This is a genomic window from Methanospirillum lacunae (assembly GCF_003173355.1).
GTDB lineage: Archaea > Halobacteriota > Methanomicrobia > Methanomicrobiales > Methanospirillaceae > Methanospirillum > Methanospirillum lacunae.
Genome location: NZ_QGMY01000010.1, coordinates 21,586 through 48,064, shown reverse-complemented (window position 1 = coordinate 48,064; position 26,479 = coordinate 21,586). Strand labels below are relative to the sequence as shown.

At 35.7% G+C, this 26,479-nt stretch carries 24 protein-coding genes; all 24 read left to right on the top strand.

Going from position 1 to position 26,479, the window contains the following annotated elements:
* Positions 1-178 precede the first annotated feature (178 nt).
* The 24 genes from pseF (at position 179) to DK846_RS13855 (ending at position 26,466) form a co-directional block, all read left to right on the top strand.
* Complete coding sequence (pseF, locus tag DK846_RS13970; protein ID WP_109969586.1) at positions 179-907, top strand: pseudaminic acid cytidylyltransferase; 729 nt, start codon at positions 179-181, stop codon at positions 905-907.
* Positions 907-1,815 (top strand): glycosyltransferase family 2 protein, encoded by a 909-nt coding sequence (locus DK846_RS13965; RefSeq protein ID WP_109969585.1) that lies wholly within the window; start codon positions 907-909, stop codon positions 1,813-1,815. Before pseF ends, DK846_RS13965 begins: the two co-directional genes overlap by 1 nt.
* 77 nt (positions 1,816-1,892) lie before the next feature.
* Entirely contained in the window at positions 1,893-2,855 is a 963-nt protein-coding gene (locus DK846_RS13960) for an N-acetylneuraminate synthase family protein (RefSeq protein WP_219970724.1), read from the top strand.
* A gap of 49 nt (positions 2,856-2,904) precedes the next feature.
* Positions 2,905-3,327, top strand: a complete 423-nt coding sequence (locus DK846_RS13955) for an acyltransferase (RefSeq protein WP_109969583.1) — start codon at positions 2,905-2,907, stop codon at positions 3,325-3,327.
* A gap of 23 nt (positions 3,328-3,350) precedes the next feature.
* Entirely contained in the window at positions 3,351-4,454 is a 1,104-nt protein-coding gene (locus DK846_RS13950; RefSeq protein ID WP_245926563.1) for a DegT/DnrJ/EryC1/StrS family aminotransferase, read from the top strand.
* Positions 4,451-5,482 (top strand): SDR family NAD(P)-dependent oxidoreductase, encoded by a 1,032-nt coding sequence (locus tag DK846_RS13945; RefSeq protein WP_109969581.1) that lies wholly within the window; start codon positions 4,451-4,453, stop codon positions 5,480-5,482. Before DK846_RS13950 ends, DK846_RS13945 begins: the two co-directional genes overlap by 4 nt.
* A 203-nt stretch (positions 5,483-5,685) precedes the next feature.
* Positions 5,686-6,540, top strand: a complete 855-nt coding sequence (locus DK846_RS13940) for an ABC transporter permease (RefSeq protein ID WP_109969580.1) — start codon at positions 5,686-5,688, stop codon at positions 6,538-6,540.
* A gap of 16 nt (positions 6,541-6,556) precedes the next feature.
* Complete coding sequence (locus DK846_RS13935; RefSeq protein ID WP_109969579.1) at positions 6,557-7,861, top strand: ABC transporter ATP-binding protein; 1,305 nt, start codon at positions 6,557-6,559, stop codon at positions 7,859-7,861.
* 318 nt (positions 7,862-8,179) lie between these two features.
* Positions 8,180-8,965 carry a glucose-1-phosphate cytidylyltransferase gene (gene rfbF / locus DK846_RS13930; RefSeq protein WP_109969578.1) on the top strand — a complete coding sequence of 262 codons (786 nt, stop codon included), beginning with the start codon at positions 8,180-8,182 and terminating at the stop codon, positions 8,963-8,965.
* A complete protein-coding gene (gene rfbG, locus DK846_RS13925; RefSeq protein WP_181391798.1) occupies positions 8,962-10,047 on the top strand; it encodes a CDP-glucose 4,6-dehydratase in 1,086 nt (361 codons plus the stop codon). Before rfbF ends, rfbG begins: the two co-directional genes overlap by 4 nt.
* Positions 10,044-10,595, top strand: coding sequence for a dTDP-4-dehydrorhamnose 3,5-epimerase (rfbC, locus tag DK846_RS13920; protein ID WP_109969576.1), 552 nt, complete (start codon positions 10,044-10,046; stop codon positions 10,593-10,595). Before rfbG ends, rfbC begins: the two co-directional genes overlap by 4 nt.
* Positions 10,592-11,824 (top strand): class I SAM-dependent methyltransferase, encoded by a 1,233-nt coding sequence (locus DK846_RS13915; protein ID WP_109969575.1) that lies wholly within the window; start codon positions 10,592-10,594, stop codon positions 11,822-11,824. Before rfbC ends, DK846_RS13915 begins: the two co-directional genes overlap by 4 nt.
* Before the next feature lie 76 nt (positions 11,825-11,900).
* The gene (locus tag DK846_RS13910; RefSeq protein ID WP_109969574.1) at positions 11,901-12,788 is read left to right on the top strand and encodes an NAD-dependent epimerase/dehydratase family protein; all 888 of its coding nucleotides are present in this window, start codon (positions 11,901-11,903) and stop codon (positions 12,786-12,788) included.
* A 121-nt stretch (positions 12,789-12,909) separates the two neighbouring features.
* A complete protein-coding gene (locus tag DK846_RS13905) occupies positions 12,910-14,268 on the top strand; it encodes a glycosyltransferase family 4 protein (protein ID WP_109969573.1) in 1,359 nt (452 codons plus the stop codon).
* Positions 14,265-15,686: a B12-binding domain-containing radical SAM protein gene (locus DK846_RS13900; protein WP_109969572.1), complete on the top strand. Its 1,422-nt coding sequence runs from the start codon at positions 14,265-14,267 to the stop codon at positions 15,684-15,686. The genes DK846_RS13905 and DK846_RS13900 overlap by 4 nt, the downstream gene beginning before the upstream one ends.
* Before the next feature lie 13 nt (positions 15,687-15,699).
* On the top strand, positions 15,700-16,956 hold the full coding sequence (locus DK846_RS13895; protein WP_109969571.1) for a radical SAM protein: 1,257 nt from the start codon (positions 15,700-15,702) through the stop codon (positions 16,954-16,956).
* A gap of 124 nt (positions 16,957-17,080) precedes the next feature.
* A complete protein-coding gene (locus DK846_RS13890; protein WP_181391797.1) occupies positions 17,081-18,244 on the top strand; it encodes a class I SAM-dependent methyltransferase in 1,164 nt (387 codons plus the stop codon).
* A gap of 36 nt (positions 18,245-18,280) precedes the next feature.
* Complete coding sequence (locus tag DK846_RS13885) at positions 18,281-18,958, top strand: cephalosporin hydroxylase family protein (RefSeq protein ID WP_109969569.1); 678 nt, start codon at positions 18,281-18,283, stop codon at positions 18,956-18,958.
* Between the two features lie 494 nt (positions 18,959-19,452).
* Positions 19,453-20,370: a glycosyltransferase family 2 protein gene (locus DK846_RS13880; protein WP_109969568.1), complete on the top strand. Its 918-nt coding sequence runs from the start codon at positions 19,453-19,455 to the stop codon at positions 20,368-20,370.
* 246 nt (positions 20,371-20,616) lie between these two features.
* On the top strand, positions 20,617-22,281 hold the full coding sequence (locus DK846_RS13875) for a hypothetical protein (protein ID WP_109969567.1): 1,665 nt from the start codon (positions 20,617-20,619) through the stop codon (positions 22,279-22,281).
* Positions 22,282-22,381: 100 nt separating this feature from the next.
* Positions 22,382-23,626, top strand: coding sequence for a glycosyltransferase family 4 protein (locus DK846_RS13870; protein WP_109969566.1), 1,245 nt, complete (start codon positions 22,382-22,384; stop codon positions 23,624-23,626).
* A 315-nt stretch (positions 23,627-23,941) separates the two neighbouring features.
* Positions 23,942-24,361 carry a cupin domain-containing protein gene (locus DK846_RS13865; RefSeq protein WP_109969565.1) on the top strand — a complete coding sequence of 140 codons (420 nt, stop codon included), beginning with the start codon at positions 23,942-23,944 and terminating at the stop codon, positions 24,359-24,361.
* A gap of 189 nt (positions 24,362-24,550) precedes the next feature.
* Positions 24,551-25,684 carry a DegT/DnrJ/EryC1/StrS family aminotransferase gene (locus tag DK846_RS13860; protein WP_109969564.1) on the top strand — a complete coding sequence of 378 codons (1,134 nt, stop codon included), beginning with the start codon at positions 24,551-24,553 and terminating at the stop codon, positions 25,682-25,684.
* Positions 25,681-26,466, top strand: coding sequence for a class I SAM-dependent DNA methyltransferase (locus DK846_RS13855; RefSeq protein ID WP_109969563.1), 786 nt, complete (start codon positions 25,681-25,683; stop codon positions 26,464-26,466). Before DK846_RS13860 ends, DK846_RS13855 begins: the two co-directional genes overlap by 4 nt.
* The last annotated feature ends 13 nt before the right edge of the window (positions 26,467-26,479 follow it).

Below are 26,479 nucleotides of genomic sequence, written 5' to 3'. Positions count from 1 at the left end.
GCAGGGACCATGACCGCTGACTGGGTCTATGTTCGCCCAGCAACTCAGAATGAACCGGTGTCGATATTTACAAGCAATATTGAAACAGGGCCGATATAATAGTATTTTAATGTGATATGAATCTCATATTAGGATAAAAAACCAATGCTTTAATGTTTCTTTAATATAAGGTGCAACTATGTATAAGGATCAAAAAGGAAATAATCGTTTTTCATGTCTTGCAATCATTCCTGCTCGAGGAGGTTCAAAACGAATACCTCGGAAAAATGTCCTCGATTTTTGTGGACTTCCTATCATTGTATACACCATACAGGCAGCTCTAAAATCAGGGCTCTTTAGGCAGGTAATTGTGTCGACGGATGACCCAGAAATTGCAGAAGTCTCAAAACAATTTGGTGCTGAAATTCCGTTTATCCGTACTCATTCTCTTGCTGATGATTATACTCCAGTATCAGAAGTAACATTAGATGCCTTAAATCAAATTGATCCTGAAGGAACGAAATTTAATTTTATTGCCCAATTAATGTCAAATTGCCCTTTAAGAACTGAAGAGGATATAATAAATAGTTTTACACAATTCAGAACGGAGGATGCAGATTCTCAAATTTCAATAACCCATTATGGATGGCAAAATCCATGGTGGGCAATGAAAAGAGATAGTCGGAAAATGATGCATCCCATTTTTGAGGATAGAGTTAAAGAAAGAAGTCAGGATCTTCCAGAGTTATTTTGTCCTACTGGGGCTATCTGGTGGATCTCTGCAGATGCATTAAGACGCGAAAAGACATTCCATTGCGAAAACAAAACCGGATGGGAGATAGCTTGGGATCATGGAGTTGATATCGACACTGAAGATGACTGGAACATGGCAGAAATGCTCATGAAAAATCGGAATGGATTACTTTGATGAACAAGAAAACTCTTGCACTATTTACTACCATTTATCCTGAAGGAAAACGCTTTTTGAATGACTTTTTTAGTTCTCTTTGGGATCAGTCTGATCTTGATTTTGACACCTGGGTTGGCCTTGACAGAATTCAGGAGAATGAAGTAAAGCCGTATTTTGGTTCGAACGATAGGATTACATACATAGAGCGAAAATCAGATGAATCACCTTCATCATTACGTCAACGAGCAATTAAACAGATAATGAAAAATTATGACGCGATAATTTTCGTAGACAGTGATGATATTCTTGAACCAAATCGTGTAGAAGCTGCACGTAATATGCTCAAAATATGCGATGTTGGAGGGTGTGCCTTAACCATTATCAACGAAGCAGGGAAGCCATTGGGTAGTATATTCCAATACCCTAAAGAATCGATAATAGCATCAAAAATCCCTTTATGTAATAATGTATTTGGACTTTCAAATACCATATATACTACAAATATTCTAGAAAAAATTTTACCAATTCCTGATAATTGTGTTCTTGTAGACTGGTTTCTTGCAACATCTGCATGGATTCGGGGGGCTCGGTTCTCGTTTGATATCATTCCGCGGATGAAATACCGACAGTATGGTATGAACACTGCCAGAATAATTCCGCCTTTTACACAGGAATATATTCTAAAAGCGGCAGAAATGGCTCTCAACCATTATCTTCTTGTTATCAGTTCATTATCACATATCCCTTCTCAACATAAAACCCAGTTGGAAGAACAAGAGGATAAAATTCGAACATTTTTAAGTATCATGAAACAGGATCAGGATAAACTACTCCTTTATATTCAAAAATTAAATGAATTACCATCTGAACACATATGGTGGGATATGGTAGCCCACCCACATCTCGATAACATATGGAAAAACTGATAATTAATAATCGGCCCATTGGTTCTGGTGAAAAACCCTATATTATCGCTGAGATAGGATCAAACCATAATGGAGATATGAATCTGTGTAGACAAATGATTGATGCAGCGGTGTTATCAGGAGTTGATGCAGTAAAATTTCAATCATGGTCTGCAGGTTCATTAATATCCCTAACAGAATACAGCCGAAACACCCAGTATGCAGATAAAAAAAAGCATTTTGGCTCTTTGTTGGAGATGGTGGAGCGATACCAGTTTACTCCACAGCAACATAAGGAGATATTGCATTACTGTAAAGAAAAGGGCATGACTTTTCTTTCCAGTTGTTTCTCAAAAGAAGAAGTTGATCTCCTTGAGTCATTAGCTATACCGGCATTTAAAATTGCATCCATGGATATCAATCATATTCCTTTACTTGAATATATCGGGGGGAAAGGAAAGCCAGTAATTCTATCTACCGGTATGGCCACTCTTGGAGAGATTGAACGAGCGGTGAATACACTGAAGAAGAATGGATCCGGGCCAATAGCTCTGTTACACTGTGTTTCTATATATCCTCCAGCCTACAATACCATCCATCTAAAAAATATCCCTATGTTACAAATGGCATTCGACCTTCCTGTAGGGTTTAGTGATCACACCCTTGGTACTGCGATCCCCCTTGCTGCCATTGCCATTGGAGCATGTATCATTGAAAAACATTTTACATTAGATAAAGAAATGGATGGTTGGGATCACGCGATATCTGCAAATCCAAATGAGATGGAAATAATAGTACGTGAAGGTTGTAATGTTTTTACATCTATTGGGTCGGCAGTCAGAACGGTAACCGATGAAGAAGAGGAGAAGAGGAAAAAATTCCGACGAAGAATCGTTATTCGACAACCAATGAAGGAAGGAGAAGTTATAAGTTTTGGGGATATTGATTACAAAAGACCAGGTACCGGAATACATCCGGATGAATTCCGATATGTTATCGGTAGGCAAGTTAATCGTGATTTTGAAGCTGATGAATGGTTAGAATGGAGTGACCTCAAATAATAGGTTTGATTCACTGAGTTTTATGCTCCAATTTTAAACATATATCCTTATGAATGAAAGATTCGAAACCTGGAATTATCCAGAGATCATTGATGGCGAACCAACAAAATTTCACTGGATTGTTAAATGTGTTGATAATTTTAAACTAGGGTACAAAACCGATATTGGAGCATTTACCTACATTAATGCTAAGTATGGAGTTGAGATAGAAGAACTAGTGCAAATAGGATCTCATTGCTCAATTTATTCTATCTCGACAATTGACAAGAAACAAGGGAAGGTTGTTCTTAAGAAGAGGTGTTGTATTGGGACACATTCGGTGATAATGCCAGGAGTAACTATAGGTGAAGGATCTATAATTGGGGCCTTCAGTTTTGTGAATGCTAATGTTCCTCAAGGAGTGATTGCTTATGGTGTACCAGCAAAGGTTATTCGGAAAATATCTAAAAATGAAGTTAATACCACAATATGACTTGGAATATACCACTTTTTAAGATGTATTGGGATCAAAATGATCTCAATGCAATAACGACTACTCTTTCTTCTGGGATGAATTGGGCAGTTGGATCAGAAGTTACCCATTTTGAACATGATCTTTCAGAAAATATCGGAACAAAATACTGTCTGACTTTCAACTCTGGAACTTCAGCACTTCATGCTTCGCTACTTGCCTATGAGGTCGGAAAGAGTGATGAGGTTATTGTTCCGTCATTTACTTTCATCGCGACAGCAAACGCTCCATTGTTTGTCGGGGCGAAACCGGTATTTGCTGATATCGAAGAGAAAACCCTTGGTCTGAGCCCTGAAAGTGTCCTTGAACACATCACTCCGAAAACAAAGGCAATCATTCCAGTGCATTATGGTGGATGCCCCTGCATGATACATGAATTGCGGGAAATTGCAGATGATCATAACCTGATTCTGATTGAAGATGCTGCAGAATCCTTTGGCGCAAAAATAAAAGGAGTGAAAGTTGGAACATTTGGAGATTCAGCCATGCTCTCATTCTGCCAGAATAAAATAATCACTACAGGAGAGGGAGGAGCAATTGTAACCGACTCACGGAAACTCTATGAAAAGATGAAACTTATCAGATCCCATGGACGACTTGAGACATCGGATTATTTTTCATCCCAGGAACCAATGGATTATATCACCTTAGGATATAATTTCAGGCTTTCAAATATAGCTGCTTCACTTGGGTTAACTCAACTTCAGAAAGTTGATACAATGATCCAAATGAGAAAAAAGATTGCTGAAAAATATGTCACTCTTCTTAAAAAATATGCGCCTAAAGCATCGCCTATGCTATCCCCATACGGGTATGATCATGTATATCAATTATTTTCAGTCCGATTATTAGATAGAAACAGACTTATGGAATTTCTGACCTCAAAGGGCATAATGAGCAAGATATATTTCCCACCGGTTCATCTTACTCATTATTATAAGAAAAAACTCGGATATGAGATATCGCTTCCCATTACTGAAACAGTGGCTGAAAATATTGTAAGTCTGCCCATATATCCTGGAATGTCTGATGAAGACTTAAGGACAGTTGTTGAAGCAGTGGGAGAGTTTTATCAGGAAAATCAATGAATCTCAAAGATTTTTACCAAGGAAAAAGGGTATTGATAACCGGCGGGGTGGGATCCATTGGATCTGTTCTGGTTAGGGAGATCATTCAACTTGATCCGGAATTTATCCGTGTTTTTGATAATAATGAGACAGCTCTCTTTGATCTTGAACAGGATCTTAACTCACAAAAATTGAGACCACTCATTGGTGATATCAGAGATAAAGCAAGGTTAGTTATGGCAATGGAACATGTTGATATCGTCTTCCATGCAGCAGCTCTTAAACATGTGCCAATTTGTGAATTTAACCCCTTTGACGCGATTAAGACCAATGTGCTCGGAACACAAAACGTTCTCGAAGCAGGCCTGATTCAGGGAGTCGGAAAAATTATTACTGTTAGTACAGATAAAGCAGTAAACCCTTCGAATGTAATGGGTGCAACCAAACTTCTTGCAGAACGTCTCACTATTTCTGCGAATTCTTATCGAGGACATAAGAAAACCGCCTTTTCCTGTGTTAGATTTGGTAATGTCCTTAATTCCCGTGGATCGGTTATCCCGACATTTCTAAAACAAATAAGAAAGGGGGGTCCCATTTCCATCACACATCCAGATATGAGACGATTTATAATGGATATCCCATCTGCTGCAAAACTCATACTTATAGCAGGAATACTTGCTGAGGGAAAAGAAATATTTATCCTTAAAATGCCGGTAATTAGGATACAGGACCTTGGAGAGGTAATGAAGGAAATGTTTGCATCACATTACGGATATACTCCAAATGATATTGAAACACAAATCATAGGATTGAGGGGTGGTGAAAAAATCGATGAAGTACTCATGACTACAGATGAAACCATCGCTGCATATGAAAGTGATAGCATGTACCTAATTTTGCCAAAGGAAAGACCATATGGGAATAAAACTATAAAGCCTAATATTCCTGCAGGATTCAGAGAATTATCAGAAGGAATATATTCATCAAGAGATTTGCCATTGCTATCAAAAGAGGAAATTCGCCATTTATTAGCGGAACTGGAGGTATAACTAATAATCCTCACCCATGGAAAAAATCTCTATGAATTTTTGAGATTTCATTTTCATTTATGCTTATTGTATCATCACAGTTATGCAAATAAGAAATATTAGTTCTTACATCAATGGTGCGGGATGTAAGGTATAAGTATTTTATTTCCTTTAATAGATAGGATTGTTTCTAATCAATTCATAATTTTGAGTATCTGATTTCAATGAATAAGATAACAGACACTAATTGGACTTTAGAGATCCGTCCACGAGCCGGATGGCTTGATATCAATCTTGCTGAAATCTGGCGTTATAGGGATCTTATTCTCCTCCTTGTCCGACGAGATTTTGTATCAATTTATAAACAGACAATACTCGGACCAGTCTGGTTCTTTTTACAACCATTATTCACAACCATCGTATTCACAGTAGTATTTGGAAATATTGCACAAATCCCGACTGATGGGATACCACAAATCCTGTTTTACATGGCAGGTATTGTTGCTTGGACATACTTTGCAAATTGTATGACTAAGACTTCGAATACCTTTATTGAAAACGCCGGAATATTTGGCAAAGTATATTTTCCCCGGTTGGTAGTACCCATATCTGTGGTGATCACGAACCTGTTGACTTTTTTTATCCAGTTTAGTCTGTTTCTGATATTCTTAGGTTATTATATATTAGTTGGATCATCGGTTAAGTTAACATTATGGATCATTGTTATCCCTCTGCTCCTTATCCAAATGGCAGCATTAGGTCTTGGAATGGGCATCCTCATATCCAGTCTGACAACGAAGTATCGAGATCTTATCTTTGCAGTGGGATTTGGGGTACAACTCTGGATGTATGCAACCCCAATAGTCTATCCACTTTCACAGATCCCGGAGAAATGGCAATGGATCTTTGCATTAAACCCAATGACTGCAATTGTTGAGGTATTCAGATATGCTTTTCTCGGGAGTGGAGCAATACGACCTTGGGTATGGGAAATGAGTATTATCATGACAGTGATCATTCTGATCTTTGGAATACTACTTTTCAACAAGGTCGAAAAGACCTTCATGGATACTGTGTAGTCATGAGGGAAGAAATATGAATGATGTAGTGATCCAGATAAAGAATCTTTCTAAGCAGTATCGCCTTGGGGTAATAAGTCATGGATTATTATCAAAAGACCTCCAAAGCAAATGGGCAAGATTTCTTGGGAGGGATGACCCTAATACAAAAGTGAATTCTGAGTTATTAGGATTTAAAACCGGTTCAAATGAACAATTTTGGGCACTTAAAGATATTTCATTTGAAGTCAGGAAAGGAGATATTCTTGGCATCATCGGACGTAATGGTGCTGGAAAGTCTACATTATTAAAAATATTATCACGAGTGACAGCACCTACATCCGGTAAAATAAATGTGAAAGGACGTATCGCAAGTTTATTAGAGGTAGGAACTGGGTTTCATCCTGAACTGACCGGCAGAGAGAATATTTTTTTAAATGGTGCAATATTAGGAATGACGAAAAATGAAATAAATTCAAAATTTGATGAAATCGTTTCATTTTCCGGAGTAGATAAATTTATTGATACCCCAGTTAAGCGTTATTCAAGTGGCATGTATGTCCGTCTTGCATTTGCTGTAGCAGCCCATATGGAGCCGGAGATTTTAGTGGTTGATGAGGTTTTAGCGGTTGGGGATGCAGATTTCCAGAAAAAGTGTTTGGGAAAGATGCAAGAGATATCTAAAGGTGGGAGGACAGTTTTATTCGTAAGCCATAATATGCCTATGATATCTTCTCTATGCAATGAGTGCATATTGTTAGATTCGGGAAAAATAAAACTTATCGGACATACTAGTGATGTCATTGCTTCATATCAGATGGGTAATAATTGTGTTAATCCTGCCACTATTGATTATTCACATGTAGATAACCCTCCAGGAGATCATCAAGGAACCTTGTGCGCAGCATGGATAGAAAACCGTTCGGGAGAGCAGGTTTTTGAAATTTCAATTAATAAATCATTCTTTATTTGTATGCAATATAAAATACTCAACGATGTTCCAAAAATCCCTTCCCCAAATTTTCATATATATGATAGTCAGGGACAATGTGCATTTATCACGAGTCCCTCATGGAATTATGATCAATCATGTAAATCCGGTGAATATATTGCAAAGTGTGAGATCCCTGCTAATTTTATGAACGATGGGTTGTATTCAGTCCATCTTGCTCTCACCTTTATTCATACTGGGATGAGGGTTAGTTTTTGGGAAAAACATGCTCTTATGTTTAATATAACAGATCCCATTGAGGGTGTTCCTTCACGAATATCAGGATACGGCGGTGTGATACCGGGAGTTATCAGACCATCTTTAGAATGGAATGTGGATCAAATAGGATAACAGCAATAATCCTTGAGGGTGGATATTATGCCATCTTCCAGAAGAGACCCGGTAAGCCCGAACCGCTGATCGGGATTGAGGGAAGACAAATTATTTGACGAGTTATGAAGAAGGTATATTCATAAAATGACAAACATAATATTAGTGGTTGTGATTACATCGACAGACTCACAATATGTCATTGTTATGTGATGGTTGTTGTTGTATCTCGAGTCGCTGATCGAGATACTTTTATTGAAACGGGCGAATAAAAACTAAATATCATACCCGAAATAGCATATCTTCCCGGGGAACATTATTTTTAGGAGCAAAAACCTGATGCAGGTCGTAATACTCTGTGGTGGTCTGGGGACCCGTCTTAAAGAAGAAACCGAATTTCGTCCAAAACCGATGGTTCCTATTGGAGGTAGACCAATTCTCTGGCATATCATGCAGTTATACTCCCGATTCGGACATCAGGAATTTATTTTAGCATTGGGTTATAAGGGGGATCAGATAAAAGAGTATTTCTATCATTATGAACTTATGAACTCCGATGTCTCCATAGAATTCGGAGCAGAGAGTAAGATGACCTTTTATCCCCGTCATGATGAGGTTGCCGGTTGGAAGGTTACTCTCGTTGATACCGGAGAATTAAGTTTGAAAGGTGCCCGTATTAAAAGAATTGAAAAGTTCGTACATGATGACCTCTTTCTTATGACCTATGGAGACGGCTTATCAGATCTCAATCTCGATCAGTTAATTACTTTCCATCAGTCTCATGGAAAGATGGTAACTCTGACCGGGGTCTCTCCAGCTTCCCAGTTCGGCGAGATGAAAATAATAGGGGATCAGATTGTGAAATTCAAGGAAAAACCTGAGGTATCAACTCATTATGTCAACGGAGGATATTATATTTGTAATCGGAAAATCTTCGATTATCTAACTTTGGATGATTTATGTGATTTTGAGACAGGATTATTAGAGTTACTTGCTGAAAAGGGAGAATTGATGATATATCGGCACTCAGGAAAATGGGCATGTATGGATACACTTCGTGATGTTCAATATTTAAATCACCTTTGGGCAGAAAATAAGGCATTCTGGAAGGTGCCCCCCCAGTGACCTCTCCTATTGATATATTTACCGGGAAAAAAACTTTTATTACCGGACATACCGGTTTTAAAGGATCATGGCTTACTCTATGGCTTTCCCTCATCGGTTCACATGTATATGGATATTCCTTACCTGCAGCTGCTGAATCCCATTATAATATAGTTGGAATTAAGGAATACTTACATGATGAACTATTGGCAGATATCAGAGATCGGGATATTCTTAAGAAAGTTCTTATGGAATTTCGTCCGGATGTAATCTTTCATTTTGCCGCTCAGCCTTTAGTCACCTATGGGTATCTTAATCCAAGAGAAACCCATGATGTGAATATTATGGGAACTATCGCTCTACTTGAGGCGATTAGAGAAAATGGGCAACCAGTCATAGTAATCATTGTAACCAGTGATAAGTGCTATGCGGTTGAAGGGAGAACTTCCTGCTTTCAGGAAAGTGACCGACTAGGGGGGTCAGATCCATATAGTGCCAGTAAGGCAGCAGTTGAGATCATCTGCGAATCTTATAGATGTTCATATTTTACTCCTGAAAAACTGAATGAACACCAAATTGCTCTTGCAACTGTCCGTGCAGGAAATGTCATTGGAGGTGGTGATTTTGCATCTGACCGAATTATCCCGGATATGTTTCGTTCCATTGTTGCAAAAGAACCGATAATTCTACGAAATCCACAAGCTATCAGACCATGGCAACATGTTCTTGAACCATTGTATGGATATCTGCTCCTAGCTAGTACACTTCTAACAACAAGGGAGGAGACATTCTGTTCGGCATTCAATTTTGGTCCTGATAGCAATGATTGTCTGACAGTTCAGGAATTAATAGATCGATTTATTGGGGCTTGGCCTGAGAAGTGTGCAAAACCTGTTGTGAAGTCATCTGATTTTCATGAAACACCTGTACTTAACCTTTCTGTTGAAAAAAGTCGCGATATTTTAGGATGGTCACCACTCTGGAAAAACCAACAAGCAATTGAGAAGACAGCGAATTGGTATTACGATTATCTCTACAACGGTAATCTGGTTTCTTCCAGATCAATTCAGGATATTATTGAATACATGGATCTGGTTAAATGATCTTTATAGAGACATCAATTTCCGGCGTTTTTATTGTAGAATTACAACGCATATCAGATGAACGGGGATGGTTTTCACGTCTTTATTGTGCAGAAGAACTTGTAAAGATTATGGGTAACCGTCATATTGCTCAGATTAACCACTCTTATACCCGAACATCTGGTACTATACGCGGTCTGCATTTTCAGTATCCTCCAAAAGCTGAGATGAAGCTAATTCAGTGCATCAGGGGAAAGGTATTTGACGTAGTGGTCGATATCAGGACGAACTCGCCAACATTTTTGAAGTGGTTTGGGGTTATTCTATCAGAAGAGGAACACAAAATGATTGTCATTCCTGAGGGGTGTGCTCATGGGTTCCAAGTTTTATCAAGCAATTCAGAGCTCCTATATTTTCATACCAATTATTATTCACCAGAATGTGAGGACGGCCTTTCAGTTATGGATCCAAAAATTGCAATTAAGTGGCCGATTCAAATTGGAGAAATTTCAGAGCGGGATCTAAATCACCAGTATATTAACAGCGACTTTTTGGGGGTAATTTTATGAATTGCAGGTTGTGTGGTTCCCCAATTTCGCGTATTGTCTGCGATCTCAATCATGCTCCTCCTTCGAATGGTTACTTATCCTCAAAAGAGCTCAACTTACCTGAGATCTACTATCCGTTAAGAGTTCTGGTTTGTGAGTCATGTTGGTTGATGCAGATTGATCAATATAAGCAAGCAATAGATATATTCTCAAGGGATTACCGTTATTTCAGCTCATATTCAATATCCTGGGTAAATCACGCATATGAATACGTCTCTATGATCATTCCTCGTTTGGGGCTTCATCAAAAGTCAAAGGTACTTGAGATAGCATCTAATGATGGGTATCTGCTTCAATTTTTTGTGGAGAATGGTATTCCCTGTATCGGAGTAGATCCAGCGACAGGGCCGGCTGAATCTGCAGAGGAGCGAGGTATTGAAACGATTCGGGATTTTTTTTCGATTCGGGTTGCTCAAGAAATTATTGATAAAAATGGTACTCAAGATTTGGTTATCGGTAATAACGTTCTTGCTCACGTACCTGACATCAACGGGTTTGTTGAGAGTCTTAAATTGATTTTATCACCAGAAGGAACCATCACAATGGAATTTCCACACATTTTGGAGTTATTGAGGAAAGTCCAATTTGATACTATCTACCATGAACATTATTCTTATCTTTCATTGATGACAGTACTAGAACTCTTCTCCCGACATCGTCTTCGAATCTATGATATTGAAAGATTACCCACTCATGGTGGATCATTGAGAATTTATGCATGTCATGCAGAATCAAAAAGATATCCATGCAATAAAACTGTTACTGATTGTATTGCTGAAGAAAAAAAGTATGGTTTAAATACTTCTGAACGATATATTGATTTTCAAAAGAAAGTCGAAGAAATTACGGAAAAGTTTATGAGTTTTCTGCTTGAAAAAAAACAAGACGGGAAATTAGTAATAGGATATGGAGCTGCTGCGAAAGGAAATACATTACTTAATGCCTGCGGTATTAAAGGAACCAATCTTATCAGATATGTAGTTGATGCTTCGCCACATAAACAGGGTTTTTTTCTTCCTGGATCACATATTCCAATATATCATCCTAATAGGATTAAAGAGGATAAACCGGATGTTGTGATAGTATTTCCCTGGAATATCTCCAGCGAAATTTCTTCTAACTTGAAATATATATCAGAATGGGGTGGAATTTTAGTCGCCCCAATCCCCTCTATCACAATATTAAGATGAGAGAGCGACGACAATTATTGGAGTAATTAATCGGACGTTAATTGGAAATCATTGTGGATAAAAATGGGCTCAAATAATGAGTAAAAAGAAAACTATATTGGTTACTGGAGCCACAGGGTTTATTGGCCATCATGTCGTTAATGAACTCCATAATAAAGGGCATAACGTCATCGCTTTTTCGCGTCATCAGAAAAAGGCAGAACTACTTTCTTGGTGGGGGAAGGTTAAATTTGTTATTGCTGATATGCAAGATCCAAACTTAAATATAAGAGAGTTGTTCGGAGAACCAGAAATCTTGATTCATTTGGCCTGGGCTGGTCTTCCGAATTATCATGCAATGTTCCATTATGAGGAAAATCTTCCTGCGAGTTACCATTTTATTATAAAGATGGTAAAATCTGGAGTAAAACAGGTCTTAGTTGCTGGAACATGTTTGGAATATGGTATGCAATATGGAAAGTTATCTGAAGAAACCCATACTGAACCTATTACTTCGTATGGGATAGCGAAAGACACACTACGTAAATTTTTACAAATATATCAACAAAATATTTCCTTCACACTTCAATGGGTCCGTCTCTTTTACACTTACGGAACTGGCCAAAATCCAAATAGCCTTTTTGCTCAGCTTAATTCAGCATTAGATCATAAAGATGACATATTTAATATGTCAGGTGGTGAGCAACTACGCGATTATCTTCCCGTGGAGGAAGTAGCCCACCGAATTGCATTGGTTGCAGAACATCCAGAATGTAATGGAGTGATAAATTGTTGTAGTGGGAATCCAATTTCCATTCGACGATTAGTGGAGGAATATATTCTCTCACATGGATCTGGATTAAACCTAAATCTAGGTTATTTTCCTTACCAAGAATATGAACCAATGGCTTTTTGGGGGGAGGGGAAAAAAATACATAATCTTCTATTGAAAAATGATGAGAATTTCTTGAGGGAAAAAAAATGATTGGATTGATAATAATCAAATAATATTTCTAAATTCAAGACCATTTTGTAGATTAATATTACCCAAATCTTGTTTCTCCAACAATTCATCAAATGGGCCACGGTAATAAAGGATAACTAAAATGTACAAAATATTACATATTGTTCCTCACATGGGAGGAGGTGTTGGGCGTGTTCTACGTAATTTTATTGGATCATCTCATGAACAAGAAGATTTTTTTCATCAATTAATCTGCCTTGATTATGCAAACAACGATACAAAAGAATGGTCTAAAAAATTTGGAATCGAATTATTTGAGAATGGGATTACCGATTATCAGTTGTTAGAAAGCAAAATAAAAGAAACTGATATTGTGCATATTCATTTCTGGAATCATCCATTACTATATCGATTTTTATCTATCGATTCTTTTCCCCAATTTAGAGCTGTGATATGGTCTCATGTAAATGGTCATCATCCACCAAACATTTTCACAGATCAGGTTTTACTTTATCCAGACTTTTTTGTAATATCTACAGAATATAGTTTATCCTCAGATGCCATCAAAAGACAAACTGTAGAGTGGAGAGAAAAAAACTTAAAACTTGTTTTTGAAACCGCAGGATATGAACATGTTGAAGGAGTTCATCATTTAGATCATTCATTTTTTAATATCGGATATATTGGAACTGTTTCTTATTCAAAAATGCATCGCGATTTTTTAGAAATATGTTATTCTATTCAAATTCCAGATAAAAAATTTATTGTTTGCGGGGGAGATGACCATAATCATCTGCAAAAAGAAGCAGATGATAAAGGGTACCTGAATATATTTGATTTTACAGGACCCCTAAAAAATATTAAACCAATTTTGTCAAAACTTGATGTATTTGGTTACCCCTTGTGCAAAGAAAATTATGGAACGGGTGAGCAAGTTCTTATAGAAGCAATGGCATGTGGAGTTGTCCCTGTGGTTCTTGATAATGGCCCTGAACGATTTATTGTTGAACAATATAAATCAGGTATTGTTGCATCCACCATTGAGGAATATCAAAAGGCTATTGAATTCCTTTACTATAATCCAAATATCAGGCAAAAAATGGCAGAATATGCCATAGATCAAGTTATTCATAAGATGAGTATTAAAAAAACTCGGAATCGCTGGCATAAGATATATCGCGAATTATTAAAAATACCTCAAAAAAACCATGTTCTTAAAGATTCAAATAATAATCCTATAAACCACCCTAATATGGGATGTAAATTATTTTTATTATCATTAGGTGAAACAAAAATATCCCATCTCTATTCTAATTTATTATCACTTCCAAATAATAGAGATATTCATACTTTAGGTATTACAGAGTCTATGTCTCCGATTTTTTGTAGTCCATCAAAGGGGAGTGTTTTTCATTATTTCTCCTTTTTTCCTGATGATATGCAACTGAAAACTTTGTGTGATTTAACTAATTCAATTTGTAAGGGAAAAAATAATTTATGAATGTAATTCTTGTTTCTTTTCCCAGGACCCAGGAGGTTCGAAATAATAAAGAAACCATTCCAGTGGGGATATTATATATTGCATCATATTTACAAAAAAAAGGGCATAACCCAATCATCATTGATTTTTCAATACTGCATATCCCCGATAATATTTCACCACCGGAGTTTTTTGCTGATGTAATTGAAAAAGAGATTCATCTCAAAAGGCCGGGACTCATAGGGTTGAATTGTTTTGATTCCATGAAATTTTTATGGGTTCGGGAGACTGCAAAAATCCTGTATAACACATACCCAGAAATCCCGATCTCTACCGGAGGGTTACACCCAACATATTTTGCCTACGATATCTTGAATAATTGCCCTGAAATATCTTATATCTGTCTTGGAGAAGGTGAGGAAACAATGGCTGAATTAGCATCATCTCTGCAGGTAAATGATATTGATAATATTAAGAAGATTGATGCCTTGGCTTTAAGAGAAAGATCCAAAATAATAATAAATTCTCGGAATTTTTTCTCGTTAAATCTTGATGATTATGGAATTCCATTATGGAATTTAATTCAGTTGGAGAATTATTATTCCGATCATTCATCATATTGGAATCCGAAAAATCAAAACATTAACCTTGTCGTTCCCATTTTATCTTCTAGAGGCTGTCCCTTTTCATGCTCTTTTTGTTCGGTAAAAAAATTTATGGGAGGTAAATTACGATTACGAAGCCCTAAATTAGTTGTTGATGAGATAGAATTATTGTATAATCGTTACCGACAACGATATTTTGAATTTATTGATGATAATTTAACTGTGAATAGGAATCATGTCCTTAATATTTGTCAGGAAATTTTAAATAGAGGCCTGGATATTCAGTTTTCTCTTACCAACGGGATATATCTTGGAAATATACAAGAAGAAGTCGTTGAAGCTTTATCTAAAGCAGGTTGTGTAATGGTAAAACTACCTATAGAGCATGGAAATGATTACATTCGTGAACATGTTATTGGAAAAAAAGTGTCACGCAAGAATATTCAGGAGGCCTCAAAACTATGTAAAAAGTATGATATATTCACATTTGGTTTATTTATTATGGGATTTCCGGAAGAAACCACATCTACATTAGAGGACACAATTCAATTAATGAAAGAACTCAAACTGGATATGAACTATGTAGCAAATTTAATTCCATTTCCTGAAACAGACCTATATTTTCGTGCTGAAACCGGGGGATGCCTAATTTCTACATATTCCTCAAATGACTTTTGGAAAGGGGATATTCAATTTAATGCGGATAATCACAATGAATTTTATATCAAACCTTATGCTATGAGTATAGAGGACCTTATTAAGTATCGGGAAAAATTTAACAGTATGAAATATTATAGCGAACGAGCGAAACGAATTAATAATATCATAAATTAAAGCCGGGATTTTAATGATAAATAATCAAAATCATGATACTATAAAATTTTCAGAAGCCTTTCAACAGCTTAAAGATAAAAACATCTATCTTTGGGGAGCACGAAATGCAGGATTGGGAATTAAAAAGGTATTAGTAAGAAATAATTTAAAATTTGTAGGGTATATCGATAGTTCACCTTTGGTTAATGAGGATATTTATCATGAACGGTGCTATACACCAGATGTCTTTTTTAATTCTCAATATGAAAAGCATAAATCGTTTATAATAATCACTACCCGTTCTTTCGGTCCTGAAATAACCCAAATTTGCAAAAATGCAGGTTTAATTGAGGGGGAAGACTTTTATAATCTTTCTACTATTCAAAAATTTGAGTACCTAATTCAACCAACAAATTATTGTAATTTATCCTGTATTTCTTGCTCGTTTGGGATTACAAAGAGTTTGCGTAAACCATGTAATATGTCTGTAAAAACATTTGGACAACTGTTAAAAAAGATATTAGCAGAGGATCCCTTTGTTGGAACAATCGATTTATTTGGTTTAGGTGAACCACTCTTAAACCCAGATATTGATAAATTTATCCGCATTTGTAATGAAAATAATATTGGATGTGGTATTTCTACAAATTTAGCAATATCAGGGGATATTACAAAAACTATTCTTGCGGAGCCTACATGGATTCGGATCTCAGTTTCAGGGTGGGGAGATAATTATGAGATTACACACCAAGGGGGAAAATGGACAACATTATACTCAAATTTGTTAAAACTTAAAGAACTTAAAGATAAACATCAATTATCTACAACAATTGAAATTTTTTTCTTATTATACAAGAATAGAATACAGGACTATTATAAGTTTCGAATTTTGTGTGAGAAATTAAATTTTGTATGCAGACCAATTCATGCAAATATATTATCATTGGAGATGGTAGATAACATATTACGAGGAAAAGAAGTTCCCAATGAAATAAAAACAGCACAACAGATGATAGTGAATAGTGTCGAAAAAACGCATGAACTGGCACTAGAATCCAAATCATTTCCATGTGAATATTATTCAATAATGAGAATATCCTCTGATTTAAGTGTAGCTTTTTGTAATTGTTATTCAGAAGGAATTGTTGCTGAAAATTTTATGAAGATTTCAGCATCAGAGATAGAATCTATTCGGAGAAAAAGTATAAAATGTAAAAAATGTATGGAGAGAGGATATCACAGATATTATCAAACCGTTTTTGATGAACCTTTAATAGATCACAATGAGTAACAAAATTCTATTAATTACCTCCAAATTCTTCATTAGAGAAGAAACTACCTTCCGATGGAAATATATTAATAGCAGGTACAAGTCCCAAAATAAATAGTGAATGAATTTGGTATGTGATATTAATATGAATTCCTTTAGAAAGTGTCCAATCTGTGAAAGCAATGATGTAAAATTGATAATCCCATTAAATTATATTCAGTTTGATGATTGCCCAATTCATGGAAATAATAATTTAGTAGCTTGTGTTAGTTGTGGTTTTCTCTTTAACGATACCGATTCAAAAGAAGAGGATTACGAAAGATATTATGCACAAAAAGAATATAATTTCACCGGGAATTGCATTGGAAGTGGATCCATCATTCCAGAAGAATTGATACGATATGAAATAATTACCCAACTGATTCAATCGTATAAACCAAGCACATCCAAAATCCTAGATATTGGTTGTGGAAAAGGTGGATTATTAATTAATCTAAAAAACCAAGGATATACTAATCTCTATGCATTAGAATTGCTTCCTCAATTTGTCGATTACTTGAACCATAATTATGGAATTAATACGATTCAAGGTTCTTTTCAACAGATTTCTCTTTTTTCCACAAAATTTGATGTTATTATAGCCTCAAATGTATTGGAACATATTTTTGACTTAAATTTAGCATTGCAATATATTAGTCAAAATTTAGGGGAAGAAGGCATCGTTTATCTTGAAGTCCCAAATGCTAAAAATTATCCATCCTTTAATAATTATCCATTATTTGATTTCTCTCATGAACATATCAACCATTTTGATTATCATCACCTCACGAATTTAGCAAAAAATAATGGATTTGATTTGATCCTCAAGGGAACTACATTTATAAAAGGTGGGTTTGGGAAAGGAGAATGTATTTATATTGTAATAAAAAAGGGATTAAAACAGCAGAAAATACCCGATTTTACCCTTTCTGATACAGTTACAAATGTTTTAATGTCTTACTCTGCTAATTCCAAGGATATTCAAGAACTTATGCAAAACCAACTACCCACATATATATGGGGATTTTCAAGTTATATGGGGTTAATTCTTGGAATGAGTGAATTACAAGCATGTAATATCATTGGGATCATTGATAAAGATGAGAGCAAACAAAAACATACCATTATGGGTAAAAAGATATTACCCTTAAAAATTTTTGATAAGATTTCAAATTATAGTGTAATCATTATCCCAACTGGTTCTTACGTCATAGAAATGAGAAAGATTCTTCGAGATAAAAATATAAAGTGCCCAATTATACAAGTATAACTAAATGGTTTTAAAAAAAATAATTCAACGAATATTATGGATCCAACTTTACTAGAAGTTTCTCGAGATTATTTTAGGACAATAAGCGAGAATAAGTATGGATACGATTTTACATGGCTTGGTCGTCCGATAATTCAAATACCTCAAGATATAATGGCAATGCAAGAGATTATCTGGAATATTAAGCCTGATTTAATAATTGAAACCGGTATTGCACATGGGGGGTCCCTTATTTTTTCGGCTTCAATGCTTGAATTAATTGGGGAAGAAGGCATAGTCATAGGGATAGATATTGATATTAGACCCCATAACCGTGAGGCAATTGAAAAACATCCAATGTATAAACGAATCGTGTTGTTAGAGGGTGATAGTACTAGTCAGGAAATCGTTGACAAAGTCATTCAAATGGCCCAGGGTTGCAGAAGAATATTGGTTTCCCTTGATTCTAATCATACACATCAGCATGTATTACGAGAATTGGAGTTATATTCACCGTTAGTTACTCTCGGAAGTTATTGCGTCGTTTTTGATACAGCTATTGAGGATCTACCTAAAGGCTCATTCCCAGATAGACCTTGGGATAAAGGTAATAATCCAAAAACGGCAGTCTGGGAATTTTTAAAAGAGAACACCAAATTTCAAATAGATAAAAAAATTGAAGAAAAAATATTATTAACTGTTGCTCCGGATGGATATTTAAAAAGGATAAATTAGTCGTTCTTCTTTCGTGAGGATAATTAATACGTATACCATGAACCTTCGGATCACAGATGAATAATGATCATGGTCGAATATTGGGTGATGTTACATTTCAGAATACTAGAGTGACCTGTAAAATACATACGAGTAGCAGGCAGCCTTGGACTACACACAGTTAGGAAGGATAAATAACACTGTGGTGATATTACAAGATTTTCTTTAGTTGATCTGACGAAGAGAAAAACGGTTACAAGATGAGCTATTTATTTTTAATCCATCACTTGGGTGTACCAAATAGGCGGTTTCTGGGTATTTGAAGAAGTAGGCAATGGATGTTGTCCTTTCTTTTTCCCCCTTCTTTCCGCATCTAACAAGTAAGGATATTTACAGCTCGAAACGCAGTAGAATGAAAACCTGGTACGTATATAGTTGGACCACATGAGGTTAACCTTGCCCCTACAGCATGCGCTTGGCCCAGGAAGAGAGACGACGTAAAAGTGAGTTAGTGCATGGGATTGTTAGAAGTTCATAAAGTAATGCCATTGGTTTCAATTGGGATTCCCACCTATAACCGACCGGAGGGTCTACGGAGAACATTGGAATGTATCACTGAACAGACATATAAGAACCTTGAGATCATCGTTTCGGATAATTGTTCTCGAACTCAGGAGACAGAAGAAATAGTTCGGGAGTTTATGGCACGGGATAACCGGATTCAATACTTTCGGCAGAAAGAGAATTATGGAATGGCGTTTAATTTTAAATTTGTATTAGAGAAATCTTCCGGTGATTACTTTATGTTGGCATCGGATGATGATCTTTGGGATAATTCATTTATAGAAAAATGTCTTTCCCCTTTGATAAACCAAAATTCCTGTTCAATGGCATTTTCTAATTTTAATACTATTGATTCATATGATCAGGTAATTTATGATAATACAAAACCTGCAATATATTCAAATCGAAATAAGTATTTCAGGTTAGCGAAATTTCTATTTTTTAATGAATCATGGGGTAAAGGAACCCTTACATATTCCTTGTTTAGGAAGGAATTAACTCCTTTTTTATTAGATTTCTTAAAAAAGAATGAAAATTCTATTAATGTTCAATACCCTGCTGAAGTATGTATGTTAATTAATATCATTGATCACACTGATTACAATATAGTGAAAGAAACCTTGTTTCATAAAAGATGGGCGAAAAAGATTGATACTCTCGGAAAAAGTAACCCTCTCCCAAAATATCCCTATCTATTTCGGCCCTATTTACCTCCAAGATTCTTCATATCTTACATAAATGCGCTACTTGATAGTACAACCTCAAAAAAGGTTCATATAATTATAATAATAATTATGGGTATACGATTTATGATTATTTTAGTTCAATGGTATTTGGTGTGCATAATAACGAAATTACAAAAGATGTAGTCTCTCTATAAATTATGTGTTCGAAACAATGATATACAAAAAATTAACTGTATAAATTTTATAAGTGATCAAAAATCCTTTATGGGCGTAAAGAAAAAATAGCATGCTCAAATCTATTGATTTCATCATGTAATTAAGATAGTAATTCAAGACTTGAAATTGCACTTATTAAAGATCAAAAAATCCGTTAATAATATTGATAAAGTTGAATAACTATAAATTTTATGATACTCTCGATTATTTAATATGATATCAAAGGTTTTCTCTTTTTATAAAAAAAATATCCAAAATTTAAAAAGTGTTCTTTTTAAACCTGAAGATTATTTGCATCTACTCGACAACATTGATCAGGAAATAAACCAGTTTCCAATTATAAAATCGAATCATTCTATTAAAATCCTAATTGGTCCTTCATTCAGTATATATCCCCCATGTTTTATTCATGACAGAATTTTAAGTTATGCTCTCCGATTACGAAATGCGACAATAATTCCGACATATTGCGATTCTATTCAAAGTTTTGAATGCAATGTTTTCGGTGGAGTATGGAATACAAAGGGTTTTACCATGAGTTGCCATTACTGTCAGAAACAATCTGAATTATTATGGCATAATAATCCCATTAAACCATATAAGTTGTCAATATATATTAGTTCTGTGGAGTTAAAAGAAGTCCATAATAAAATAGCCCATTTGGATGATAACTGGATAGATTATAAGGAAGGAAATTTTTTATTTGGAAAATGGGCAAAAGACATTCTAGTGAATAATTACGTAGTCGGCGATTATCATTTAATTCCAGATTATAATAATCTTGGAAAAGTGTACCTTCAGAATCTTCTGATACTAAGTTGTGCATATCGAAATCTCATCAATGAGATCAAACCTGATCGAGTGGTAACCAATGATAGTTATTATGGAATGTGGGCACTATTACAACATATTTGTGAAGAAAAAAATATTCCATTTTATTCCCATTGGATAGGGGGACGACCGGACGGCTGGTGCTATGCATACAATAATGCTGCCATGAACCTTGATTTTTCGCCTTCCTGGAAATCATTTGTGAATAAACCATTAAATAAACAACAAGTAGAGAAAGTAAAAAACTGGATCAATTCACGATATACCGGTAGAGAGATGATACTTGATACGGCTTCATTACAGTCGCATAACTCAGTTCATTTTGACTTTTCTAAATTTGATATGGGAAAAAAAACCGCAATATTGGCCGCTAACGTAATATGGGATTTAGCAGCATTAAACAAGCAAATCGTTTTTTCAGATATGATTGATTGGATTATTCAGACAATAAAATGGTTCGCTATCCATTCAGAATACCAGTTAATAATTAAACCACATCCTGGTGAATTACATCCAGAAATCCCAGAAACAAAAGAACGAATTGAGATCGCTCTTTCCCTGAATAAGGTTACCATTCCAAACAATGTTTTTTTACTGCCAACTAAAGTAGACTGCACTGTTTATGATTTAATCCCGCTCACCACTGTTGGTTTAGTTCATACAACAACCGTGGGAATAGAATTAGCAGGGAGAGGCATCCCCGTAATTACAACTGCTCATTCCCCATACCGTGGTTTCGGATTTACAATAGATCCTGTCTTCTCGGAGGAGTATTTTTCGGATCTGGAGAGATGCCTCAACGGAGAAATTTTAATCGAACAAGAAAAACAAATCGAAAAGGCATATAAATTTATTTTATTCTATCAATATCATTATTATACTAAAGTCGATATTATGCATTACACCTGGGGAAAAGAACCTCAATTAAAAATCAAATCATTGTCAGATTTACTTCCAGGAAAAAATAAAGCACGAGATTACATTATTGATTCAATAATCAAAGGAATACCAATCCTATCTGAAGAGCGATGGCCACCAGAAACCTAACTGGATATTCAATGCCCCATATTGGTCCATTAACATCTTTAGGCAGATCAAAAAATAAGAGAAATAATAAATGATACTTTTAACATAATTTTTTTCAAAAATGAATAAAAAACCCCGCATATTATTCACAACTCCGGTGTTACAATACCCAGCAGTTGGGGGCCCCTTCCTCCGCATTGAAAACTCCATAAAAGCATTATCGCAGATTTCTAATTTGACAATTTACTGTAGGACCCCGGTATCAAGAGCAGAAATAGATTACTATAAATCTTGGTGTGACTTTTTTTTTATCTCTCCATCAGCAACTAATCTCAAATGGACAGAAAAAAAAATTAACTCTATTTTTCGCCTTTTATTTAAATTAACACATTTCAGTGTGTTTAATGAAAAAAATGACGAAGAATATCTTTTAGACATCATACGGATGATAAAACCAGATATTATCTGGTTAGGATACGGAAATATTTCATATCCTCTTGTAAAATTTCTAAAAGAAAAAACATCATTGCCTGTGGTTTGTGATACTGATTCCGTATGGTCACGATTTATCCTCAGAGGTATCCCATATCTGACAGATCCAATCCAGATTAAAGAGATCACTCATAAAGGAAAGGAAAAAGAAGAAGAAGAACAATGGGGCACACAATTAGCAGATATTACCACAGCAGTCTCTGAAATCGATGCTGATTATTATCGCAAACATGCAAAAAAACCCGATCAAATCAAGGTTTTTTCTAATGTTATTGATTTAAATAATTATAAACTCATTCCCCCTAAAATTATGAATTTTCATCATCCTTGCATCTATCTTGCAGGAACTTTTTGGGAGAATAGTCCCATGGAGGAATCAGCCCGATGGGTGATCGATAAAATTTTACCCTTAATAAAAAAGGAGATCCCAAATATCCATTTGTATATTATAGGAAATAATTCAAACAAAATTTTGGAGGACATCAAAGATCCATCCATAACAATAACAGGTATGTTACCTATAGTTCTTCCTTATCTATGCCATGCAGATGTGGCAATTGTACCATTAAAATTTGAATCAGGTACACGATTTAAGATATTAGAGGCGGGAGCATGCAAAATTCCTGTGGTATCAACAACACTTGGAGCAGAGGGAATTCCAGTTACTCACGAAATAGATATTTTAATTGCTGATGAACCTGATAGTTTTTCTCGTGCAATCATTTCATTGATTTCAAACCCTGAATATGCAAAAAAAATAGGGAATAAGTTGCATTCCCTTATCGCAGAAAAATATGATATACCTGCACTGATTAATGAGGGAAGAGAAATCATCGAGTCGATATCCAACATGAAGAAGAAAATTAATGACTAATGAATGTGATCAATTACAACTGACAACTATTTCTCGGGGAAATTATTATGAAAATTAATGACCATGTCCACTGATCTTTTATAGACAATCAAATGTGTATACATGCGTATAAAGAATATCTGAATCTCTTCATAAAAGGTTTAATACTAAAATCAACCACCTGTTTCCAATTTTAAATTTGATCAATATCACAAATGTTATAAAAAGGTAAACGAGCATTGAGCCAAAAAGTAATATCTACACTAAATTTAAAAAACATGGATGCTAATAAATTCACCGACCATTTCAATATTTACATAGGGAAAACATATTAATATGACTAATATTAAGTCAATTTCTAATGGAGACCAATTGATAGCCCTTATCATTCCGGCATCCTATTCCTCTGATAAGATAGAGTTCTTCACCCCAAATTCCTTCTCCCAACAGTTGGGTTTCCTCCCTCACAAAACAGGTGATATCATTCAGGAACACGTACATAACCTCTGTACGCGAAATATACAGTATACCCAGGAGACCCTCATTATCCGAAAAGGTAAAGTCAGAATCACATTTTATAGTGATGACAAAAAATATCTTAACGAATGGATATGTATAAAAGGAGATGTTATTCTTCTTGCATCTGGTGGACATGGTTTTGAATTCCTTGAAGATACAGAGATGGTAGAGGTCAAACAAGGACCATACTGTGGCGATCAGGATAAGGTCAGATTTAAAGGAGAGAACGGAAATTGATATCTCTAATGATACTTACAGGTGTGATTTTTATCATCATTTAGAAATAGATTGAGAAAAAAACACATCCAAATCTCATTATTAATAATTTAATGCAAATTATTTAGGAGATCTTAAGTCCTACATTAGTGCAGTATTTTCGGATATGAAGTGGGAAAAAATGACAAATAATGGAAGTTGGGTAATATTATGATCCCTGTAAGTGAACCCTTCCTATGTGGCAAAGAACTGGAAAATATTACCGACTGCATCAAAAGTGGTTGGATATCTTCTGCCGGGAAATATATAGATCAGTTCGAAGAACAATGGGCTACATATTGTAACCGCCAATATGGAATTGCAGTCTCTAATGGCACTACAGCCCTTGATGTCGCTGTACATTGTTTAGGTCTGAAACCTGGCGATGAGGTGATTATGCCAACTTTTACAATCATCTCATGTGCCCTTGCAATAGTGAATAATAATGGGACTCCGGTACTTGTCGATAGTGATCCCAAACTCTGGACGATGGACGTTGATCACGTCGCAGAAAAAATCACATCAAAAACAAAGGCAATTATGCCTGTACATATCTATGGGCACCCGGTAGACATGGATCCTCTGTTAGACCTAGCAGAAGATCATAATCTTGCAATCATAGAAGACGCTGCTGAAGCCCATGGAGCTGAATACCAGACACAATGCCATTCATCGAATACATGGCGAAGATGTGGTAGTTTTGGAACCTTCAGTTGTTTCAGTTTCTATGCAAACAAACTGATTACTACTGGAGAAGGCGGTATGGTCCTTACCGATGACGAGGTTTTGGCGAAGAAAGCTCGGGCGTATCTGAACCTTTATTTTCAGCCTCCCAGGAGGTTCTATCACGAATCCCTCGGCAATAACTTTCGGCTCACTAACATACAAGCAGCTCTTGGAGTTGCCCAGATAGAGAGAATGGATGATATCATTACTAAAAAAAGATGGATGGCGCAAGAATATTCTCATCAACTTGAGGAACTCTCTGGTCTACAGTTACCCATTGAGGAGCAATGGGCTAAGAGTGTTTACTGGATGTATGCTTTTGTTCTTTCTGAAGAAACGGGAATGGACAATACTGAATTTTCTTTGAGATTATTAGAAAAAGGAATTGAAACACGCCCTTTTTTTATTGGAATGCATGAACAACCAGTATTCCAAAAAATGGGATTGTTCAAAGATGAAAAATATCCAATCGCAGAGAGAATTGCGGGGCAGGGTTTATATCTTCCCTCAGGACTAACTATCACTTCAGAGCAGATAGCAACGGTGAGTAATGCAGTAAAGGAGATTCTGTCATCATGAATACTCTCTTTGGAAAGGACTACGCAGATACATATGATCTTCTCTATCAAGACAAGGATTACGATGCCGAATGCAACCTTCTTGAGGAGATTATCAAGGAACATGCAAACCAGGCAGTACTATCTATTCTCGATCTAGGATGTGGAACAGGTAACCATACACTTCGGCTTGCAAAGAGAGGATACCAGGTCTGTGGGGTTGATCGCTCGGAAGAAATGCTTGAAATTGCCCGGAAGAAGGCCCAGGAAAAGGAACTATCTTGTAAGTTTTATCAATCAGATATCCGTGACTTTCGAACATCTGAAAAATTCGATGTTGTCATTATGATGTTCGCGGTCCTTGGATATCACCTTAAAAATGAAGACATTCAACATGCCTTACAAACTGTGCAGGAACATCTCAAACCCGGTGGACTTTTTATTTGCGATGTCTGGTATGGCCCTTCAGTACTTCATGAGAAGCCTAGTGATAAAGTAAAAGTGATTGAAGAGGGTGACCGAAAAGTCATCCGTGCCTCTTCTGGAGAACTTGATAGTTTTCGACATTGTGTTACCGTTAAATTTCAGGTATGGGATATTCAAGGAGATCGGGTTATTTCTGAAACAAGGGAAGAGCATGTGATGAGGTTTTTCTTTGCTCAAGAAATTGCATACTTTTTTGAAAATTGCCAATTAGAAATTATGCGGATATTTCCGGCTTCTAATATTGAAGGAACAATTTCTGAAAAAACATGGAATATTGCTATTGTAGGCAAAATGAATGATAGTTCCAAAATCAAATAATAAACAATTATTC

Coding starts and splice junctions, on each gene's coding strand:
- DK846_RS13855 (WP_109969563.1), top strand. CDS start 25,681: ATGAATACTCTCTTTGGAAAGGACTACGCAGATACATATGATCTTCTC.
- DK846_RS13910 (WP_109969574.1), top strand. CDS start 11,901: ATGAGTAAAAAGAAAACTATATTGGTTACTGGAGCCACAGGGTTTATT.
- DK846_RS13945 (WP_109969581.1), top strand. CDS start 4,451: ATGAATCTCAAAGATTTTTACCAAGGAAAAAGGGTATTGATAACCGGC.
- DK846_RS13940 (WP_109969580.1), top strand. CDS start 5,686: ATGAATAAGATAACAGACACTAATTGGACTTTAGAGATCCGTCCACGA.
- DK846_RS13890 (WP_181391797.1), top strand. CDS start 17,081: ATGAATTCCTTTAGAAAGTGTCCAATCTGTGAAAGCAATGATGTAAAA.
- DK846_RS13905 (WP_109969573.1), top strand. CDS start 12,910: ATGTACAAAATATTACATATTGTTCCTCACATGGGAGGAGGTGTTGGG.
- DK846_RS13950 (WP_245926563.1), top strand. CDS start 3,351: ATGTATTGGGATCAAAATGATCTCAATGCAATAACGACTACTCTTTCT.
- DK846_RS13935 (WP_109969579.1), top strand. CDS start 6,557: ATGAATGATGTAGTGATCCAGATAAAGAATCTTTCTAAGCAGTATCGC.
- DK846_RS13880 (WP_109969568.1), top strand. CDS start 19,453: ATGGGATTGTTAGAAGTTCATAAAGTAATGCCATTGGTTTCAATTGGG.
- DK846_RS13875 (WP_109969567.1), top strand. CDS start 20,617: ATGATATCAAAGGTTTTCTCTTTTTATAAAAAAAATATCCAAAATTTA.
- DK846_RS13955 (WP_109969583.1), top strand. CDS start 2,905: ATGAATGAAAGATTCGAAACCTGGAATTATCCAGAGATCATTGATGGC.
- DK846_RS13860 (WP_109969564.1), top strand. CDS start 24,551: ATGATCCCTGTAAGTGAACCCTTCCTATGTGGCAAAGAACTGGAAAAT.
- DK846_RS13870 (WP_109969566.1), top strand. CDS start 22,382: ATGAATAAAAAACCCCGCATATTATTCACAACTCCGGTGTTACAATAC.
- DK846_RS13895 (WP_109969571.1), top strand. CDS start 15,700: ATGATAAATAATCAAAATCATGATACTATAAAATTTTCAGAAGCCTTT.
- DK846_RS13900 (WP_109969572.1), top strand. CDS start 14,265: ATGAATGTAATTCTTGTTTCTTTTCCCAGGACCCAGGAGGTTCGAAAT.
- DK846_RS13865 (WP_109969565.1), top strand. CDS start 23,942: ATGACTAATATTAAGTCAATTTCTAATGGAGACCAATTGATAGCCCTT.
- DK846_RS13915 (WP_109969575.1), top strand. CDS start 10,592: ATGAATTGCAGGTTGTGTGGTTCCCCAATTTCGCGTATTGTCTGCGAT.
- rfbF (WP_109969578.1), top strand. CDS start 8,180: ATGCAGGTCGTAATACTCTGTGGTGGTCTGGGGACCCGTCTTAAAGAA.
- rfbC (WP_109969576.1), top strand. CDS start 10,044: ATGATCTTTATAGAGACATCAATTTCCGGCGTTTTTATTGTAGAATTA.
- DK846_RS13965 (WP_109969585.1), top strand. CDS start 907: ATGAACAAGAAAACTCTTGCACTATTTACTACCATTTATCCTGAAGGA.
- DK846_RS13960 (WP_219970724.1), top strand. CDS start 1,893: ATGAATCTGTGTAGACAAATGATTGATGCAGCGGTGTTATCAGGAGTT.
- DK846_RS13885 (WP_109969569.1), top strand. CDS start 18,281: ATGGATCCAACTTTACTAGAAGTTTCTCGAGATTATTTTAGGACAATA.
- pseF (WP_109969586.1), top strand. CDS start 179: ATGTATAAGGATCAAAAAGGAAATAATCGTTTTTCATGTCTTGCAATC.